This window comes from Stenotrophomonas sp. ZAC14D2_NAIMI4_7 (genome assembly GCF_003086675.1).
In the GTDB taxonomy this organism is placed as follows: domain Bacteria; phylum Pseudomonadota; class Gammaproteobacteria; order Xanthomonadales; family Xanthomonadaceae; genus Stenotrophomonas.
Genome location: NZ_CP025995.1, coordinates 4,359,208 through 4,373,300 on the forward strand (window position 1 = coordinate 4,359,208; position 14,093 = coordinate 4,373,300).

The 14,093-nt window shown below is 66.6% G+C and carries 17 protein-coding genes; 3 read left to right on the forward strand and 14 right to left on the reverse strand.

The window, feature by feature from the left end; genetic code table 11:
• Positions 1–42: 42 nt before the first annotated feature.
• From C1922_RS19855 to C1922_RS19900, 10 genes are all read right to left on the reverse strand, one after another.
• A complete protein-coding gene (locus C1922_RS19855) occupies positions 43–420 on the reverse strand; it encodes a hypothetical protein (RefSeq protein WP_234413402.1) in 378 nt (125 codons plus the stop codon).
• 76 nt (positions 421–496) lie between these two features.
• Positions 497–2,269 (reverse strand): DUF885 family protein, encoded by a 1,773-nt coding sequence (locus tag C1922_RS19860; RefSeq protein WP_108751667.1) that lies wholly within the window; start codon positions 2,267–2,269, stop codon positions 497–499.
• Between the two features lie 255 nt (positions 2,270–2,524).
• The gene (locus tag C1922_RS19865) at positions 2,525–2,866 is read right to left on the reverse strand and encodes a lipid-A-disaccharide synthase N-terminal domain-containing protein (RefSeq protein ID WP_108751355.1); all 342 of its coding nucleotides are present in this window, start codon (positions 2,864–2,866) and stop codon (positions 2,525–2,527) included.
• Positions 2,866–3,588, reverse strand: a complete 723-nt coding sequence (locus C1922_RS19870) for a glycosyltransferase family 2 protein (protein WP_108751356.1) — start codon at positions 3,586–3,588, stop codon at positions 2,866–2,868. Before C1922_RS19870 ends, C1922_RS19865 begins: the two co-directional genes overlap by 1 nt.
• 90 nt (positions 3,589–3,678) lie before the next feature.
• Positions 3,679–4,644 (reverse strand): NAD-dependent epimerase/dehydratase family protein, encoded by a 966-nt coding sequence (locus C1922_RS19875; protein WP_108751357.1) that lies wholly within the window; start codon positions 4,642–4,644, stop codon positions 3,679–3,681.
• Between the two features lie 46 nt (positions 4,645–4,690).
• Positions 4,691–5,425, reverse strand: coding sequence for a suppressor of fused domain protein (locus C1922_RS19880; protein ID WP_108751358.1), 735 nt, complete (start codon positions 5,423–5,425; stop codon positions 4,691–4,693).
• Positions 5,426–5,552: 127 nt separating this feature from the next.
• The gene (locus C1922_RS19885) at positions 5,553–6,473 is read right to left on the reverse strand and encodes a ParB/RepB/Spo0J family partition protein (protein ID WP_108751359.1); all 921 of its coding nucleotides are present in this window, start codon (positions 6,471–6,473) and stop codon (positions 5,553–5,555) included.
• On the reverse strand, positions 6,473–7,270 hold the full coding sequence (locus C1922_RS19890; protein ID WP_108751360.1) for a ParA family protein: 798 nt from the start codon (positions 7,268–7,270) through the stop codon (positions 6,473–6,475). Before C1922_RS19890 ends, C1922_RS19885 begins: the two co-directional genes overlap by 1 nt.
• Before the next feature lie 113 nt (positions 7,271–7,383).
• The gene (rsmG, locus tag C1922_RS19895) at positions 7,384–8,022 is read right to left on the reverse strand and encodes a 16S rRNA (guanine(527)-N(7))-methyltransferase RsmG (protein ID WP_108751361.1); all 639 of its coding nucleotides are present in this window, start codon (positions 8,020–8,022) and stop codon (positions 7,384–7,386) included.
• 52 nt (positions 8,023–8,074) lie between these two features.
• The gene (locus C1922_RS19900; protein WP_108751362.1) at positions 8,075–8,674 is read right to left on the reverse strand and encodes a 4'-phosphopantetheinyl transferase superfamily protein; all 600 of its coding nucleotides are present in this window, start codon (positions 8,672–8,674) and stop codon (positions 8,075–8,077) included.
• Positions 8,675–8,758: 84 nt separating this feature from the next.
• Between C1922_RS19900 and C1922_RS19905 the strand changes: the two genes are divergently transcribed.
• A complete protein-coding gene (locus tag C1922_RS19905; RefSeq protein WP_108751668.1) occupies positions 8,759–9,010 on the forward strand; it encodes a GlsB/YeaQ/YmgE family stress response membrane protein in 252 nt (83 codons plus the stop codon).
• Positions 9,011–9,049: 39 nt separating this feature from the next.
• On the opposite strand, the gene xth is transcribed toward C1922_RS19905, so the two are convergent.
• Positions 9,050–9,817, reverse strand: a complete 768-nt coding sequence (gene xth, locus C1922_RS19910; RefSeq protein ID WP_108751363.1) for an exodeoxyribonuclease III — start codon at positions 9,815–9,817, stop codon at positions 9,050–9,052.
• 128 nt (positions 9,818–9,945) lie between these two features.
• Here xth and C1922_RS19915 point away from each other — a divergent pair, with 128 nt between their 5' ends.
• Positions 9,946–10,272: a hypothetical protein gene (locus C1922_RS19915; protein ID WP_108751364.1), complete on the forward strand. Its 327-nt coding sequence runs from the start codon at positions 9,946–9,948 to the stop codon at positions 10,270–10,272.
• Between the two features lie 113 nt (positions 10,273–10,385).
• Here C1922_RS19915 and C1922_RS19920 read toward each other — a convergent pair whose 3' ends face one another.
• From C1922_RS19920 to C1922_RS20480, 3 genes are all read right to left on the reverse strand, one after another.
• Positions 10,386–11,795 carry a coniferyl aldehyde dehydrogenase gene (locus C1922_RS19920; RefSeq protein ID WP_108751365.1) on the reverse strand — a complete coding sequence of 470 codons (1,410 nt, stop codon included), beginning with the start codon at positions 11,793–11,795 and terminating at the stop codon, positions 10,386–10,388.
• A 124-nt stretch (positions 11,796–11,919) separates the two neighbouring features.
• Entirely contained in the window at positions 11,920–12,462 is a 543-nt protein-coding gene (locus C1922_RS19925) for a DUF3304 domain-containing protein (RefSeq protein ID WP_108751366.1), read from the reverse strand.
• 54 nt (positions 12,463–12,516) lie between these two features.
• Positions 12,517–13,134, reverse strand: coding sequence for a hypothetical protein (locus tag C1922_RS20480; RefSeq protein WP_159092052.1), 618 nt, complete (start codon positions 13,132–13,134; stop codon positions 12,517–12,519).
• A 283-nt stretch (positions 13,135–13,417) separates the two neighbouring features.
• Between C1922_RS20480 and C1922_RS19935 the strand changes: the two genes are divergently transcribed.
• A complete protein-coding gene (locus tag C1922_RS19935; protein ID WP_108751368.1) occupies positions 13,418–14,083 on the forward strand; it encodes a hypothetical protein in 666 nt (221 codons plus the stop codon).
• The last annotated feature ends 10 nt before the right edge of the window (positions 14,084–14,093 follow it).

Here is a 14,093-nt window from a genome sequence, read left to right on the forward strand (position 1 = left end):
TCTCAGGACAGGATCGGAAGCCCGCGCACGGCGGGCGATGGATCAGGCCTGGATCGGAGGACGCAGCAGCGACTCCAGCGGCGCGGGACGGCCGTCGGTGTCGATCGTGGTCGGCGCGGCGGCAGACGGCGGAAGCGGCAGTTCCCAGCTCGCCAATGCGAACGGCAAGACGCCGCCCTGGCCGTGGCAGTGCCCGCAATGCACCAGCGCGTGCAGCAAGCGAGCGCTGGTGTCGTCCGGATCGTGCCCGGCATCGAGCGCGGCGGCATCATGCGGCGCCGCCGGATGGTCCAGATGCGCCATCTCGTGCAGCTCGCCCAGTGCCGACGCCGTGGCGCCGCCCACGCTGCCAATCGCCACCACCACCAGCATCAGCAGGCGGAGCAGGAACGACGGGCGGCGACGCACGAAGCGGATCATGCCGGGAGGGTAGCGGGCGTTGCAGCCGTTACACAATCGCAGCCGCTCGCCGGGCATGGCCCGGCGGCGTTACCGGTCAGGCCTTCCTGCGTTCGGCGATATACGCTTGGATCTGCTGTTCCAGCACCGGCAGCGGCACCGAACCCTGCTTCAGCACGGCATCGTGGAAGCCCTTGATGTCGAACTTGTCGCCCAGCTCCTTCTCGGCCTGGGCACGCAGGCGCACGATGGCGATTTCACCCAGCTTGTAGCTCAGCGCCTGGCCCGGCCAGGAAATGTAGCGATCCACTTCGGTGGTCACTTCGTGCTCGCTCAGCGCGGTGTGGTCGCGCAGGTAGGCCAGCGCCTGGTCGCGCGTCCAGCCCTTGCTGTGCACGCCGGTGTCGATCACCAGGCGCGCGGCGCGCCACATTTCGTAGGTCAGGCGCCCGAAGTCCTCGTAGGGGGTTTCGTAGATGCCCATTTCCACGCCCAGCTTTTCGCAGTACAGCGCCCAGCCTTCGCCATAGGCCGAAATGTAGGCATTGCGGCGGAACTCGGGCTGTTCGCCCTGCTCGGCCGCCAGCGCGCCCTGCAGGGCGTGGCCCGGGTCGGATTCGTGCAGGGTGAGCGCGGGCAGGTTGTACAGCGGGCGCGACGGCAGATCGTAGGTGTTCACCCAGTAGGTGCCCATGCCCCCGCGACCCGCGGTCCAGAACGGAGCGATATCCGGCGGTACCGGCACGATGGTGAAGCGGGCGCGCGGCAGGGTCATGAACTTGCCGATCTGGCCGTCGGCACGCTTGGAGATCCACGCGGCGCGCGACAGCAGCTCTTCCGGCGTCTTGGCGTAGAACTGCGGGTCGGTGCGCAGGAAGGTGAGGAAGTCGGCGAAGCTGCCCTTGAACTCCACCTGCTTGATGATGGCGTTCATTTCCTGCTGGATGCGGGCCACTTCCTCCAGGCCGATCCGGTGGATCTGGTCGGGCGTCAGATCCAGCGTGGTGTACTCGTGGATCTGCTGCTTGTAGTACGCCTTGCCGCCCGGCATCGCTTCGGCGGCCAGGGTGGTGCGGGCCTGCGGCACGTATTCCTGCACGAAGAAGGTGCGCAGCTGCTGGAACGCCGGCACCACCTTGCCGCCAATCGCCGCCACCGCCTGCTCGCGCAGCGCGGCCTGTTCGGCCGCCGGGATGCTGCTGGGCAGCTTCTTGAACGGCGCGTACAGCGGCGACTGGGTCGGGTCCTTCAGTTCGGCCACGGTGGCGATGGACACCTCGCGGCCATCGAGCACCGCACGCGGCACGCTGAAGCCGCGCTTCAAACCGGCGCGCATGTTGTCGGTCTGCTGGCCGAAGTAGCGCGGCACATCGTTCAGGCGAGCAATGTAATTGCGGTAGTCCTGCGCGGTCTTCATCTCGCGCCGGGCCATGAAGGACAGGTTGGACCAGAACGAGGAATCGGAATTGAACGGCATTTCGTAGCCGCGCAGGCGGGTCTCCTCGGCCAGGTTGAACACCTGGTCGCGATAGATCGCGTAGTTCACCTGGTTGGCCGCGCTGAGCGTGGCCGGGTCGATCTTCTTCAGGTCGGCCAGGGTCTGGTCCCAGACCTTCAGCCGCCCCTGCTGGGCGGCGGCGCCGACATCGGGCAGGCGGGTGGCATTGGCCGGTGCATCGCCGTCTTCGCTGGCTTCACCACCGCCGTCCTGGCGCCACTTCCATTCTTTCTCGTAGATCGCGCGGAACGCCGCGTCGGCAGGCGATTCGGCGGCCATGCTGGCCGGCGCGGCGGCAGCGGGCGGCGCGGCCAAGGCAACGGCCGGCGAGGCCAGGGCGATCAGCAGGGCAACGGCAAGACGGGTTTTCACAAGCACAGGTTCCCGGGAAGGCAGACCCCGATGATCGCACCGCCAGCCCCGTGCAGGCATGGGACGAAGGTCCTGCCTGCACCCGGTCGCGCGGGGCCATGCCCCGCGAGCGCGCAGCGCGGACAACGGAGACATCCGCCGGGCATGGCCCGGCGCTACCACCGGACGTGCAGGGTCCACGCCATGCGTGGATGCGCCGGGGATCCTGACGGGGGTCAGAGCCCTTTCCTGCGGAAAGGGATCCGACCCCGTACCTCAATGGCCGGCTTTGTCGCGCTTCCAGCCGCGGTGCTTGATGTCCAGGTGCAGGCTGTACAGCGCGGTGAACGCCGGGAACAGGTTCTGCAGCACGCCCACCGAATCCTGCTTGGCCGAAAACAGGAAGTAGCTGAGCGTCATCAGGCTGCCGACCACGCTCATGTACCAGAACAGGCGCGGGATGACCGGCTTGCCCGCGCGCCTGGAGGCCACGAACTGCACCAGCCAGCGGCCACCGAACATCAGCGCGCCGGTATAGCCGATCAGCTTCCAGCCGGTTACGTGCAGGCCGGTCCAGTACAGCCAGGTCAGCGGTTGGTCCAGCCAGTGCAGCGCCATCAACGCTCCTCCACCGCAGTGCGCTTGCTGCGGGTGATCAGCCACGCCACGCCGCGCAGGTCGCGGATGCCGACCAGCGCGCGGCCCAGGTTGTTGTACTTGGAAACCCCGGCGGTGCGGTGGCGATGGTTCACCGGCACGCTGGTGGTCTTCCAGCCGGCCCGCTGCATCAGCGCCGGCAGGTAACGGTGCATGTGGTCGAAGTACGGCAGGTCGAGGAAGGCGGCGCGTTCGAACAGCTTGATGCCGCAGCCGGTATCGGGGGTGTCGTCACGCAGCATGCGCGCACGGATCGCATTGGCCCAGCGGCTGGCCCAGCGCTTGCTGCCGCTGTCCTGGCGGTTCACCCGCCAGCCGGCGAACAGTTTCACCTGCGCATCGGCGGCGGCGCGGGCGGCCAGCAGCCTGGGAATATCGGCCGGATCGTTCTGGCCATCACCATCCAGGGTGGCGATCCACGGCGCGCGCGCGTGCTTGACCCCGGTGCGCACGGCGGTGCTCTGCCCGCTCTGGCTGACATGGTGCAGCACCCGCAGTTCCGGGGTGGTGGCCTTCAGGCCCTGCAGCACGGCCAGGGTGTCGTCGCGCGAATGGTCGTCGATGTAGACGATCTCGAACGGCAGATGGCCGCGCAGGGCGGCAGTGATCTCGGCCACCAGCGGGGCGACATTGTCGCGCTCGTTGAACACCGGAACGACAACGGAAAGCTCAGGTTGGCTCATGGGGCACTCGGCCAAGAGGGAAACAAAGACCGCGCATTGTCCGCAGCCGAGGTTATCCGAAGATGAACCCGGCTGCGTGAGGAGCCTTCCTCAGGCGCGATCGCCAAAGTACTCGCGGCACCACTGCACCACCGGCGGCAGCCCCTGTTCGATCGGAGTGACCGCCTCGAAGCCGAATGCGTCATGGGCACGCCGGGTGTCGGCCATGGTGCGCACCATGTCGCCGGGCTGCATGGGCTTATAGACCTTCTGCGCCGGGCGCCCGGCCGCCTGTTCGATCACGCCGATGAAGCGTTCCAGCTCGACCGGGGTGTGGTTGCCCAGATTGAACACGCGGTGCGGCACCGGCTCGGTGGACGGGTGCGCGAGGGCGCCGAGGATACCGGCCACGATGTCGGAAACATGTGTGAAGTCGCGCTGCATGCGCCCTTCGTTGAACACATCGATGGGGCGGCCGGCCAGCACCGCGCGCGCGAACAGCAGCGGTGCCATGTCCGGGCGGCCCCACGGGCCATACACGGTGAAGAAGCGCAGGCCGGTGGCATGCAGGCCATACAGCTGCGCGTAGGTGTAGGCCATCAGCTCGTTGGCGGCCTTGGTGGCCGCGTACAGCGAGCGCGGCTGGTCCACGCGCTGGTCTTCGGAGAACGGCGGCGTGGCCGAATCGCCGTACACCGAGCTGCTGGAGGCGTACACCAGGTGCTGCACGCCCCGGTGGCGGCACAGTTCCAGCATGTTGACGAAGCCGGTCAGGTTGCTGTCGACGTAGGCGTGCGGGTTTTCCAGCGAATAGCGCACGCCGGCCTGCGCGGCCAGGTGGATCACCGCGCTGGGTTGCACTTCGTCGAACAGCGCGGCCAGGCCTTCGCGGTCGGTCAGGTCCAGCGTGCGCAGGTCCAGCGTGGGGCACAGCGCGGCGACGCGGTCGCGCTTGATCTGCGGGTCGTAGTAATCGTTGAAGTTGTCCAGGCCGACCACGGCCTGGCCCTGCTCCAGCAGGGCGCGGGCGGTGTAGGCACCGATGAAGCCGGCAGCGCCGGTGAGCAGGATGGTCATGGAAGGGGGCCCGGAAACGAAGTTCAGGCCCCCGATGTTACCGGTCTCAGAACAAACCGAAACGCTTCCTTGCGACGTTGACCCGGCCCGGCGCGATCACATCGTTGATCTTCTTCGCATCGAAGCGGTCCAGCAGTGCGTCGGCGCCCTTTTTCAGCTTCAGGTCCATTTCTTCCGGATACAGCGGGACCAGGCTCATGAAGCTGATGCGCTTGCCGTCGTCCAGTTCCAGCGTGGCGAAGTCGCCCGGGGTGGTGACCGGCGGCAGGACGATGGCACCGTCGAAGCCCACGCCAGGCGCATAGGGCTCGCTGGGGTGGCCGTTGGGAATGGTGTGGCCGAAGCCCAGCCAGGTGTCGTACTCGTGCGGCAGCCGCGCCATGCCCTTCAGCAGTCGCACCGGCCAGTAATTGCGCTCGTCCTCGAAGGCGTCCTGGGACAGTGGCCAGTCGGCCGGCAGGGTCACCATCAGCTCCATGTAGCGCGGTACGTCCGCGTCCGCTTCGGCGGGCACGGTCATCGGCAGGTCGCTCATGCCAGAGGTGACCAGGCGCAGGTACGGGCAGTGCTCATTGGCCGGCACCACGTGCACGTCGATGTGCACCAGGTCGGAGATCAGTTCGTGCAGGACCGTGGCGATCGGCCCGAGTTGGCGCGCGATGTGGTCGCTGATCGCCTCGATATGCTGTTCTTCGCCGATGGCGAGCACGAAGTCCTTCTCGCGCCGGTGCCGCAGGATCTGGGTACCGTCCGGGCTGACGTCCTCGTAGTCGTTGCTCATGTCCTGTTCCCTGGATGAGGCCACGGGCCGGAGAGCGGTGCATCCCCCGGTGCGCGCGGCGGTGCGTTCCCTTGTCAGCTTCGGGACGCTGCGGGAACAGGCCACGTCCGGTGTCGCTGCGCCGGGCTCAGCCCTGGCGCGTACGCAGCTTTTCCAGCACGCCGTCCAGCGTATCCAGGTCGGTGTAGTGGATGATCAGCTTGCCCTTGCCGCCGCGGCCGTGGTTGATGGCCACCTTGGTGCCCAGTGATTCGGACAGCTCGGTTTCCAGCGACGCGATGTCGGCCTGCTGCACCTTCGGCGTCGCCACCGGGCGGTTGCTGGGTACTTTGCCGGCGGCGAAGGCCTGCGCGCGGCGCTCGACCTCGCGCACCGACCAACCTTCGTCGGCCGCTTCCTGGGCCAGCTTGCCGGCCAGTTCCGGGGCCAGGGTCAGCAACGCGCGGGCGTGGCCCATTTCCAGCCGGCGGGTTTCCAGCAGCAGGCGGATCGCCACCGGCAGTTCCAGCAGGCGCAGCAGGTTGGACACCGCAGCGCGCGAGCGGCCCACCGCTTCGGCGGCCTCGGCATGGGTCAGGGTGAATTCGCTGATGAGGCGCTGCAGCGCTTCGGCTTCTTCCAGCGGGTTCAGGTCTTCGCGCTGGATGTTCTCGATCAGCGCCATCGCGATGACGGTGCGGTCTTCCAGCTCGCGCACCACCACCGGCACTTCGTCCAGCCCGGCCAGCTGCGAAGCGCGCCAGCGGCGTTCGCCGGCCACGATTTCGTAGTTGCCGGCCGGCAGCTGGCGCACCAGGATCGGCTGGATCACGCCCTGCGACTTGATCGAATCGGCCAGCTCGGAGAGCTTGCCCTCGTCCATCTCGCGGCGCGGCTGGTACTTGCCCGGCTGCAGCTGGCCGACGGCCAGCTTGCGCAGCACTTCACCTGGCAGCGGCTCGATGACAGCAGTGGTGGCCTGCACCTGGCTGACCGCGCCCTTCGGACCCAGCAGGGCGTCCAGGCCGCGGCCGAGGCCTCGCTTCTTGGCTGCAGGCTTGCTGGTCATCAGGCGATCTCCACGGCCTTGGCGGCCTTGTTGCGTTCGTTGTTGCGGCGGATGATCTCGCCGGCCAGGCCCAGGTAGGCCACGCCACCGCGCGATGCACGGTCGTAGCCGACGATGCTCTGGCCATGGCTGGGAGCTTCGGCCAGGCGCACGTTGCGCGGAACGATGGTGCGGAACACGCGATCACCGAAGTGTTCGGTCAGTTCGGCCGACACCGCGTTGGCCAGGTTGTTGCGCACGTCGAACATGGTGCGCAGCACGCCTTCGATCTCCAGCGCCGGGTTCAGGTTGGCGCGCAGCGCTTCGATGGTTTCCACCAGCGCGCTCAGGCCTTCCAGTGCGTAGTACTCGCACTGCATCGGCACGATCACCGAATCGGCGGCCGCCAGTGCGTTCAGCGTGAGCAGCGACAGCGCCGGCGGGCAGTCGATCAGGATGTAGTCGTACTCATCGCGGATCGGCGCCAGTGCGCGCTTCAGGCGCTGCTCGCGCGCTTCCTGTGCCATCAGCTGGATCTCGGCCGCGGTCAGATCGATGTTGCCCGGCAGCAGATCGTAGCCTTCGGCGGTGGCCACGCGCACATCGGCGGCGTTGGCTTCACCCAGCAGCAGATCGTAGGTGGAGGCGACCAGTTCGCGCTTGTCCACGCCGCTGCCCATGGTCGCATTGCCCTGCGAATCGAGGTCGACCAGCAGCACCCGCTTGGGTGCGTTGGCCAGGGAAGCGGCCAGGTTGACGGCGGTCGTGGTCTTGCCGACGCCACCCTTCTGGTTGGCGATGGCGATGATGCGGGCCATGCAGGTGTGCCTCGTCGACGGATGGTTGGGACCGGTCATTATGCGTACAACCGGCCCCGTGCGGAAATCATGGATCGCCAACCCGTTGTTTCGCAAAGGGCTGGCGGCGGGGTTCAGGGGCCTGTAACGGTAACCAGATGGCGTTCGCCGGCCAGGCCAGGCACGCTCAGCGGGGTGACCTCGCGCACCTGCCAGCCTGCCGGCAGGGCCGCGATCTCGTCATGCGGGTAGACGCCCTTCATGGCCAACAGCACGCCGCCGGGGCGCAGCAGGTGGCCACCGACGCGGACGATGCCGGCCAGGGTGTCCATCGCGCGCGCGGTCAGCTGGTCGTAGCGGCCGGCCTCGTCCAGCGCCTCGGCGCGCGACTCGGCCACGCGGGCGTTGGCCAGGCCCAGCTGGCGCACGGCTTCGCGCATGAAACGCGCCTTCTTGCCATTGCTTTCCACCAGGGTGACCTGCAGGCCCGGGCAGGCGATGGCCAGCGGGATGCCGGGCAGGCCGGGGCCGGTACCCAGGTCGGCCAGGCTGCCATCGGCCACGAACGGCTGCATGGCCAGCGAATCGAGCAGGTGGCGGGTGACCATCTCCTGCGGGTCGCGGATGGCGGTCAGGTTGTAGGTGCCGTTCCAGCGGTGCAGCAGGGCCAGGTAGCGCAGCAGCGGCGGCGCCAGGTCGGCCGCCAGGCCCATGCTGGCCAGGCCCTGTTCCAGCGTGGCAACCACGCCGGCGGGAAGATCATGTTCGCTCATGCGCGCATTATCGCCGGTTTTGCCCGCCGGTTCGCCGCTTCAGTGTGCGGCATCAATCGGCATGCCAAGCCAATGCGGCGCGGAACTGGCCACTGGCCTGCCATTCGTGCAGGTGCCAACGCTCGGCCTGGCCAAGTTCGGCGTCACAGGCCAGCAGGTGCAGCGCGCCATCGCGGCCGGGGGCCAGGCGCAGGCGGTGCAGGCCGAAGGAAATGCCCTGCCCATGCGCCTTCAGGATCGCCTCCTTGGCGCACCAGACGCGGAAGAACCAGTGCTCGCGCTCGGCCACGGACAACCCTTCCAGCCAGGCCACCTCGTCGGGGTGGAAAAAGCGCTGCACGATTTCCAGCAGCCGCGGGCGCGGGCGCAGCAGTTCCAGGTCCACCCCCAGGCGCACGCCCTCGCCCAGCGCCACCAGCAGCACCTCGCCGCTGTGGCTCCAGCCGGTGCCGTAGTGGGCCAGCGCACCGGCCAGCTCGGGCCGGCCCTTGTCGTCGCGCATCAGCGGCAGGGCCTCGGGTTCGCCGCCCAGCGCCTGCGCCAGCACCTGCCGCGCCTGCGGTTCGCCGCGTTGGCCGGGTACATGCGGGCGCCGCCAGACCGTGACCGGCCCAAAGCGCCAGGGGCCGTCCAGGGTGGCCGGCAGGCTCATCCGCACGCCCCCGTCACGGCAGTGCACGACGGGTTCACGGCGCTGCGCGTCAACTGGGCGCGTTCCCTTCCGGAGGTCACGTACATGGGCATCATCATCTGGCTGATCGTGGGCGGCGTGGTGGGCTGGCTGGCCAGCCTCATCATGCGACGCGACGCCCAGCAGGGCATCATCCTCAACATCGTGGTCGGCATCGTCGGCGCGTTGATTGCCGGCTGGCTGTTCGGCGGCGGCATCAACGAAGCCATCACGATCCGCACGTTCCTGTTCTCGCTGATCGGCGCGGTGATCCTGCTGGCCATCGTCAACCTGTTCACCCGCAAGAGCATACGGTGAACTGACAGGTAGCGCCGGGCATGGCCCGGCGCTACCGTTTCAACCCAATTCCACCCACGCCGGGGCGTGGTCGCTGGGGCGTTCCCAGGTACGCGGTTCGCGGTCGATGCCCGAGGCCACCGCACTGCCCTTCAGCGCATCGGACACCAGGGTCAGATCGATGCGCAGGCCCAGGTTGCGGCGGAAACCGGCCGCACGATAATCCCACCAGCTGAACACGCCGGCCTCGTCGTTGTGCAGGCGGAAGCCATCGTGCAGGCCCAGCTGCAGCAGCTTGTTCAGCGCGCCGCGCTCGGCCGTGGAGGTCAGGATGTGGTTTTCGTTCCACACCTCCGGGTCGTGCACGTCGCGTGCGTCCGGGGCAATGTTGAAATCGCCCATCACGATCAGCTTCGGGTGGTGCTGCAGCTCCTGCGCGATCCAGGCATGCACCGCCTCCAGCCAGCGCAGCTTGTAGTCGTACTTGTCGGTGCCGACATCCTGGCCGTTGACCACGTACAGGTTGATCACCCGCAGATCGCCGAAGGTGCCGGCGATGACGCGCTTCTGCTCGTCCTCGAAACCGGGAATGCCGATCTGCACGTCCTGCGCCGGCTCACGCGACAGCAGGGCCACGCCGTTGTAGGTCTTCTGGCCAGCAAACACGCTGCGGTAGCCGGCGGCGATCAGCGCCGCATCGGGGAACTTGTGGTCCTCCAGCTTGGTTTCCTGGATACCGACGATATCCGGGCCGAAGTCCTTGAGCCACTGCTCCAAGTGCGGCAGGCGGACATTGAGCGAATTGACGTTCCACGAGGCGATTTTCATGGGGGCATTCTACCCGGGTGGATCGGCCCGTTGCCGTCCGCTGGCCGGCAACGGGCCGTCAGCACGCTGACGGCTGTCCCCCCCCTCCCGTACAATCCGGGATGCCCTTCCGATCGCATGGAATCACCTTGGACGCAGACGCATTCGTGGCCAATTGGCACGCGGAAAAGGAAAAGCTGCTGTCAGATGCCTGGATGCCGGGCACTGAGTGCGAGGCAAGGATCACGGCAATGGGTCTGACCTCGGAGCAGGCCGCGCAACTGAAGGACCTGCTCGGGACCTTCACCAGAGACGTGATGTACACGCTGTTGCTCGGTTTGGATGGCAGTGCCTCATTGGGTAGCGACCAGCGCAGCTATACCTTGCTGGATGAAGATGGGTCTGTAATCGCGAAGGAAGGCGACCTCGAAGCCGCCGCCTACGCGTGGTTTCGGGAAGGCCGGGCTCCGCGCTGATCCCGCCCAAGGGATGCCGCGCATGTCGGCCCGGTAGCGCCGGCCGCTTGCCGACAACCCCCGCGTGCCAACCAAGGTTGGCGCCTACCAGTAGCGCCACGCCATGCGTGGCTTCACCGCAGCAGGAACCGCAACAACCCCGCAATCTTCGAATACGGCGGCCGCAGCCGGTCACTGGCCGCCCAGCGTGACTGCCACAGCACCGGCAGCAGCTTGCTCATGGCATCGAACCCGGCCCGGCCGTGGTACGCGCCCATGCCACTGGCGCCCACCCCGCCGAACGGCAGGCCATCGGCGGCGAAGTGCAGCAGCGTGTCATTCACCGTCACCCCGCCGGCCACCACCTGGTCGAGGATGCGTTCCACCGTCGCGCGGTCCTGGCTGAAGGGGTACAGCGCCAGCGGGCGGTCACGCGACAGCACGTCGGCCAGCGCCGCATCCAGGTCCGGGTAGGCCCGCACCGGCAGGATCGGGCCGAAGATCTCCTCGCGCATCAGGTCCAGGTCATCCGGCGGATCCAGCACCACGGTGGGCACCAGCAGGCGCTCGCGGTCGGCGCGCGCGGCATCCACTTGGGCCAGCGGAATGACCGGCACGCCGCGCTCGCGGGCCTGCGCCAGATAGCCCTGCAGGCGCTGGTACTGGCCCTGGTTGATGATGCGCGTGTAGTCATCGGCATCGGCGAAATCCCCGTAACGCGCACGCACCTGCTGCTGCAGCGCCTGCACGAACTCGCGCTGGCGCACGGTATCGATCAGCACGTAATCGGGCGCGATGCAGGTCTGCCCGGCGTTGAACCACTTGCCGGTGGCCAGCCGCGCGGCGGCTTTGTCCAGCGGGAAATCGCGGCAGACAATGGCCGGCGACTTTCCGCCCAACTCCAGGGTGAGCGGCACCAGATGCTCGGCTGCGGCCGCCATCACCTTGCGGCCGACGGCCGTAGAGCCGGTGAACACCAGATGGTCCAGCGCCAGCGAGGACACAGCTGCAGCCACATCCGCACCACCCTGCACCACCGCCACGCGATCGGGCGGAAACACGCTGGCCAGCAGATCGGCCAGGAACGCGCTGGTGCGCGGCGTGTGCTCGGAGGGCTTGAGCAGCACGTGGTTGCCCGCCGCGATGGCCGTGGCCAGCGGCACCAAGGCCAGGGTGACCGGGTAGTTCCAGGGCGAGATCACCCCGACCACGCCCAGCGGCGTCGGCCGCAGCTGCGCGCGCGCCGGCCACAGCTTCCATCCCGCCGATGCCCGCTGCGGCTTCGACCAGCGCCGCAGGTGGCGGCGCAGGTGGTCGATGGCCGAGAGTACGCTCATGCCATCGGCCAGCTTCGATTCGACATGGGCACGGTGACCGAAGTCCTCGGCGATGGCCTGGGCCATTTCATCCATGCGCGTCTGCAGCGCCTCGCGCAGGCGGCGCAGGTCGGCGTCGCGCTGGTCGAGCGAGGGGCGCTGCGCCTGCCACGCATTACGCAGGGCGCGCAGGATGAGGGGCAGGTCGGTCGGCGTGGTGGTGGTCATGGCCCGATTGTAGAGTCGAGCCGTGCTCGACTCGCATGCCAACCTTCACGCCGTGGCGCGTGGCCCCATTCGGGAACTTCGCCACCAACGTGCATGCGTGCACCCTTCCCAATGAACGCGTACATCACTGGGCCTTCTGCCGGTCGGTACGCTCCGCCGGGCATGACTGCGGTTCTGGCAACTCAAGCGGAATCCTGATCGGGTACTCGGGGCTGCCGTAGGCGTGACAGGAGGTGGTGATCTGAATGTCATCACAGGGCAGGAAATGCACGGTGATGCCGCAGACGTCCTGGTCGGTGTAATCCGGGACGGGGACGACTTTGCTGTGCCTGCGCTTCTGCGCCAGGATTTTTTCTCTCCAAGCCAGAACTTTTGACCAATCCTCTGTCCCAGGAAAATCCATTGCACTTCCGGCACCCGCTTCCCAGTCAACCCGCACCGTCAGCCCCGGATACCAGTGTTCTGGTGCGCTGTAGCAGCAGGCTCCACCCCCGCCTTGATACGGGCCAATGATGTCAACGGCTGAACGGCCATCGACACTGAATCGGTTGATCGCCCAATGGGTGTGGTTGACGCCGTAGATCGCACTGGCATCCACCGCGTAGGCAGACAAGAGCAGAGGTGAGCCGGCAAGCAATGCCAGCACCACGCGCTTCAAAACAAACATCACTGAAACTCCAGAATGTACATCCCTCATACTTTGTCCGAGGGAACGAATGCCCTAATCACGCGCAAACTTCCGCCTCCAGTCACGCAGCATCTCGACCTCCCGCGCGATCAGTGCTGATTCTGCTGTGGGCGCGTCGGAGAACTGATCGCCCGACATTGGAATCCTCTTCAAGGGGACATTCCGATCACCTACGAAGAAGTGGGGCATAAAGCAGTAAGGCTCATCGCCCGATTCCGTGGGCTGCTTCACCAATGTCGCAAAAACGGCATTCGTCGGCATGCTCGGTTTGGCGCCTGAACACCACGGATGCGACGAGACGATGTCCTGAATCCGCGCACCAGCCCGACGGTACTCCGTGGGACTGAAAACCTTGCCGAGAGAGACGCGATGCACCCGATTGGTGCCGAATTCCGGTTGCGCCTCGACAAGCCATCCTGAGTTGTCATGCGATGTGCAACTGCAGTCGCAGGTCATCAATGTTGCGCTTGGTACGGCGTTGTTCCAGGACAGCCAGACCTTCTCTGTCTTGCATACTTGTTTGATCACGGGCGATCTTTCCTCGACTCGCAGGCTTCCCTGCGGTGCCGCGCCGTCGGCAGCTACATGCGCTTCTGCGCCGGCCGCTGACGCTGAGACAGTGATGATCGCTGCCAGAAGTACGCTGCGCATGCTCCGATCCGATTCGATTACCCCCCCCATGCTATGGGACGCACTGGCGAACAAAGGGAATTCGGGCCATTTGCGTCAGAGGTTGGCCGTTTTTGCTAGAAGCCCCAATCTTCCGTGTGGCTGGATACGTCACCTCGCACCGGTACGATTGATTACTGCGCAGATATGCAGATTCGTACTTGTTTCATTGCTTCACGACATCAGCGTGCTGAAGGTGGTGTCCCACCTCCAATAACATGCGTAGATGCGACGCGTATTTGCATTTCTGACCGGATGTCTTCTCATGGCCGGAGTGTCCGATGCCAGCGAGCAGTCCATTGATGTCGCGGCAATCGACCTGAACGCCGAGCACGAACACGTCCCATTGCTGGGCGACACCCTGGCCACCGTTGTCGGCGAGCTCGAGGGCGATGCCACACCCGGTGCCAGTATTGGCAAGGTGCTCGATGCGCTTGCAGAGAGGCTCCAGCGTACGACCTGCCGTGTACAGCGCCCCGTCAATGACAGATCACGGTCGTCCGGCGTGATCTGCAGCGGACCCGCTGTAGATAGCCTCCTCCCTTACTACGCAGCCTTGCGGCAGGCGAGGACACCGGCGGAGCATGACCGGCACGGTCGTCGCTTGCTGGAAGCCTATGAGACGTTGCTCAGGGATGCACCGGATGCCGCCCTCACGCGACCAAGCGAGGATGAGGCGGCAGATGGGTTGTTACATGTGCTCTTTCCGTTCGCGGCCTGGGACGAGAAGCTGAACATTCCACGCCATGACGTGCACTTCCCATTTATTCCTGTGTGCAACCTCGTTGTCGCCCGCGCTGCGCGTTGCCCGGGAGCCGACCAGTTGCGCAGGCAGATCCGCCAGGCAGGCGATGAGAGCGCGCAGCGTCGGTTCTGCATCGAAGCGTTTTCAAGGCGGCAGTTTGGGCCCGGCCATGGATGCCCGGAGTAGCGCGTCCTGC

Coding starts and splice junctions, on each gene's coding strand:
- C1922_RS19905 (WP_108751668.1), top strand. CDS start 8,759: ATGGGCATCATCATCTGGCTGATCGTGGGCGGCGTGGTGGGCTGGCTG.
- C1922_RS19900 (WP_108751362.1), bottom strand. CDS start 8,674: ATGAGCCTGCCGGCCACCCTGGACGGCCCCTGGCGCTTTGGGCCGGTC.
- C1922_RS19855 (WP_234413402.1), bottom strand. CDS start 420: ATGATCCGCTTCGTGCGTCGCCGCCCGTCGTTCCTGCTCCGCCTGCTG.
- C1922_RS19890 (WP_108751360.1), bottom strand. CDS start 7,270: ATGGCCCGCATCATCGCCATCGCCAACCAGAAGGGTGGCGTCGGCAAG.
- C1922_RS19935 (WP_108751368.1), top strand. CDS start 13,418: ATGGCCGGAGTGTCCGATGCCAGCGAGCAGTCCATTGATGTCGCGGCA.
- xth (WP_108751363.1), bottom strand. CDS start 9,817: ATGAAAATCGCCTCGTGGAACGTCAATTCGCTCAATGTCCGCCTGCCG.
- C1922_RS19865 (WP_108751355.1), bottom strand. CDS start 2,866: ATGGCGCTGCACTGGCTGGACCAACCGCTGACCTGGCTGTACTGGACC.
- C1922_RS19920 (WP_108751365.1), bottom strand. CDS start 11,795: ATGACCACCACCACGCCGACCGACCTGCCCCTCATCCTGCGCGCCCTG.
- C1922_RS19870 (WP_108751356.1), bottom strand. CDS start 3,588: ATGAGCCAACCTGAGCTTTCCGTTGTCGTTCCGGTGTTCAACGAGCGC.
- rsmG (WP_108751361.1), bottom strand. CDS start 8,022: ATGAGCGAACATGATCTTCCCGCCGGCGTGGTTGCCACGCTGGAACAG.
- C1922_RS19885 (WP_108751359.1), bottom strand. CDS start 6,473: ATGACCAGCAAGCCTGCAGCCAAGAAGCGAGGCCTCGGCCGCGGCCTG.
- C1922_RS19880 (WP_108751358.1), bottom strand. CDS start 5,425: ATGAGCAACGACTACGAGGACGTCAGCCCGGACGGTACCCAGATCCTG.
- C1922_RS20480 (WP_159092052.1), bottom strand. CDS start 13,134: ATGCGCAGCGTACTTCTGGCAGCGATCATCACTGTCTCAGCGTCAGCG.
- C1922_RS19925 (WP_108751366.1), bottom strand. CDS start 12,462: ATGTTTGTTTTGAAGCGCGTGGTGCTGGCATTGCTTGCCGGCTCACCT.
- C1922_RS19875 (WP_108751357.1), bottom strand. CDS start 4,644: ATGACCATCCTGCTCACCGGCGCTGCCGGCTTCATCGGTGCCTACACC.